We start from the raw sequence: 2,794 nt of genomic DNA, 5'->3' as shown, positions 1-2,794 counted from the left end.
CGACGGCGCGATCGCGTTCGACACCTGCTTGACGTAGAAGCTGGCCTTGTGGCGGGTGTGCTCGTCGAGCCCCTCGGCATGCTCGACCAGATCGCCTGCCCAGCGCGAGGTGACGAGATAGGCCTGCTTGAGGAAATCGAAGAAGGCGTTGCGGCCCCATTCCGGGTCCTGGAAGCGCTTGTCGCCGCGTTCGGGCTTGACGGCGTCGTCCGGCGCCTCGGCATTCGGGCTGACGCGCTGGATGGCGTTTGCCCACACCGTCATGTAGCCGGCGAAGAGCCGCGTCTGCGCTTCCAACGCGCGCTGCGGATCGGAGAGCCAGTATTCGCTGAGCTTAGAGAAGGTCTTGACCATGTCGACCACCGGCTCGGCGACATGGTCGCGCACCTCCCCCTTCTCGCGCGGCTCGGCCCAGGCGGAAGCCGCCTTGCCGGCCTGCTCGATCATACGCGCCATGTTCAACGCGAAGCGTTCAGGGTCCTTGACCAGATATTGCTCGACCGTCGAAGGTCCGCCATCTTCCGCTTTGTCCGAATCGGGCGCTTTGGACATGGTTCGCGGGGTTCCTCCCGGGGCGTTTTCTTGACATATTATCATGGGACATCTGACCGGGTCCAACACGCTCTAACCCGGCTGCCAGGAAAACAATATGACGATTAATATTGGCAAGACGGTTTTTTCGGCAAGCGCACGCATTTGCCGCATGGCCGCGGCGATGGCCTTGCTGTCTGCCGGTCTGGCGGCGGGCGGCTGCTCGACGAGCAACACCACGAACGCGGCGCCGGTCGCCGGCGTCGAAGGGCCAAAGGACACCGGTTCCTATCCGAACCTCAACATCCCGCCGCAGGTGGCCGCCAAGCAACTCACCAAGGAGGAGACCGACGCCAAGCTTGCCCAGTTGAAGGGCGAGCAGCAGGCGCAACTCGCCAAGAGCGGTGGCGGCGACCAGACCGCAAGCCCGGCGGCGCTCAACTCGCTGGCCAAGAACCATGGCGATCAGGCGCTGAAGCAGATCGAGACGAAATGCGATCCCGCCCTCGACCCTAGCTGCAATTAGGGATATATCGCGCGCCGAAACCACCTTTGAATGTCTGGAACTGACATGGAAGAATTTCACAAGGTCCGCCGGCTTCCGCCTTACGTGTTCGAGCAGGTCAACCGGCTGAAGGCCAGCGCCCGCTCGCGCGGCGCCGACATCATCGACCTTGGCATGGGCAATCCGGACCTGCCGACGCCGAAGGCCATCGTCGACAAATTGTGCGAAGTGGTGCGCGATCCGCGCACGCATCGCTATTCCTCGTCGCGCGGCATTCCGGGCCTGCGACGCGCCCAGGCGGCGTACTATCAGCGCCGCTTCGGCGTGAAGCTCAACCCCGATACGCAGGTGGTGGCAACCCTCGGCTCGAAGGAAGGCTTCGCCAACATGGCGCAGGCGATCACCGCGCCCGGCGACGTCATCCTGTGCCCGAATCCGACCTATCCGATCCACGCTTTCGGCTTCATCATGTCGGGCGGCGTCATCCGCTCGCTGCAGGTGGAGCCCGACGACGGCTTCATCCCGGCGGTCGAGCGCGGCATCCGCCACTCGATCCCGAAGCCGCTGGCGCTGATCCTCAACTATCCGTCGAACCCGACGGCGCTGGTCGCCTCGCTCGATTTCTACAAGGACGTCGTCGCCTTCGCCAAGAAGAACGACATCATCATCCTGTCCGACCTCGCCTATTCGGAGATCTATTTCGACGGCAACCCGCCGCCCTCGGTGCTGCAGGTGCCGGGCGCGATCGACGTCTGCGTCGAGTTCACATCGATGTCGAAGACCTTCTCCATGCCCGGCTGGCGCATGGGCTTCGCCGTCGGCAACGAGCGGCTGATCTCGGCGCTGACGCGCGTCAAGTCCTATCTCGACTATGGCGCGTTCACGCCGATCCAGGTGGCGGCGGCGCATGCGCTCAATGGCGATGGCGCCGACATTGCCGAAGTGCGCGAGGTCTACCACAAGCGCCGCGACGTGATGGTCGATTCCTTCAGCCGCGCCGGCTGGAACATACCGGCGCCGGCGGCCTCGATGTTCGCCTGGGCGCCGATCCCGGAACAGTTTCGTCATCTCGGCTCGCTCGAATTCTCCAAGCTCTTGATCGAGCACGCCGACGTAGCGGTGGCGCCGGGCGTCGGCTTCGGCGAGCATGGCGACGATTTCGTGCGCGTGGCGCTGGTCGAGAACGAGCACCGCATCCGCCAGGCGGCCCGCAACATCAAGCGCTTCCTGGCGTCCACCGCCAAGCAGCCCAACAATGTGGTGCCGCTCTCCGCGCACCGCTGAGTTCGCCTGACATCACCGATCGAATTTTTGAGGGGCATCGCCGGACATGGCTGAAGCGTTGCGTGTTGGAATTGCCGGCCTCGGCACGGTCGGCGCCTCGGTGGCGCGCGTGTTGCGCGACAAGGCGGCCGAGCTCACCCGCCAGTGCGGCCGCGACATCGTCGTGGCAGCCGTCTCGGCCCGCGATCCCAAGCGCGACCGCGGCGTCGACCTTGGCGGCGCGCAATGGTTCGACGATGCGGTCAAGATGGCGGAGGCGGCCGATATCGACGTCTTTGTCGAACTGATCGGCGGCGACGAGGGACCCGCGCGAGCCTCGGTGAAAGCGGCACTCGAGGCCGGCCGCCATGTGGTGACCGCCAATAAGGCGTTGCTGGCCAAGCATGGCGTGCAGCTGGCCGAGATCGCCGAGAAGAAGGGTGTGCTTTTGAATTACGAGGCCGCGGTGGCCGGTGGCATCCCCGTCATCAAGAC

The 2,794-nt window shown here is 64.9% G+C and carries 2 protein-coding genes and 2 pseudogenes; 3 read left to right on the top strand and 1 reads right to left on the bottom strand.

The window, feature by feature from the left end; translation table 11 throughout:
- Nucleotides 1–552 (bottom strand): annotated as a pseudogene (locus EN781_RS30215) (class I poly(R)-hydroxyalkanoic acid synthase); the annotation flags it as partial.
- A 97-nt stretch (nt 553–649) separates the two neighbouring features.
- On the opposite strand from EN781_RS30215, the gene EN781_RS30210 reads away from it, so the two are divergent.
- The 3 genes and pseudogenes from EN781_RS30210 to EN781_RS30200 all read left to right on the top strand — a co-directional run.
- Nucleotides 650–1,057, top strand: coding sequence for a hypothetical protein (locus EN781_RS30210; protein ID WP_127407160.1), 408 nt, complete (start codon nt 650–652; stop codon nt 1,055–1,057).
- Nucleotides 1,058–1,102: 45 nt separating this feature from the next.
- Nucleotides 1,103–2,320, top strand: a complete 1,218-nt coding sequence (locus EN781_RS30205) for an LL-diaminopimelate aminotransferase (protein WP_126054248.1) — start codon at nt 1,103–1,105, stop codon at nt 2,318–2,320.
- A 46-nt stretch (nt 2,321–2,366) separates the two neighbouring features.
- A pseudogene (locus tag EN781_RS30200) lies at nt 2,367–2,794 on the top strand (homoserine dehydrogenase); the annotation flags it as partial.

The organism is Mesorhizobium sp. M4A.F.Ca.ET.090.04.2.1 (assembly GCF_003999085.1).
Lineage (GTDB): Bacteria > Pseudomonadota > Alphaproteobacteria > Rhizobiales > Rhizobiaceae > Mesorhizobium.
The sequence above is the reverse complement of the archived record's forward strand: the minus strand, read 5'-3'. Positions and strand labels throughout refer to the sequence as shown.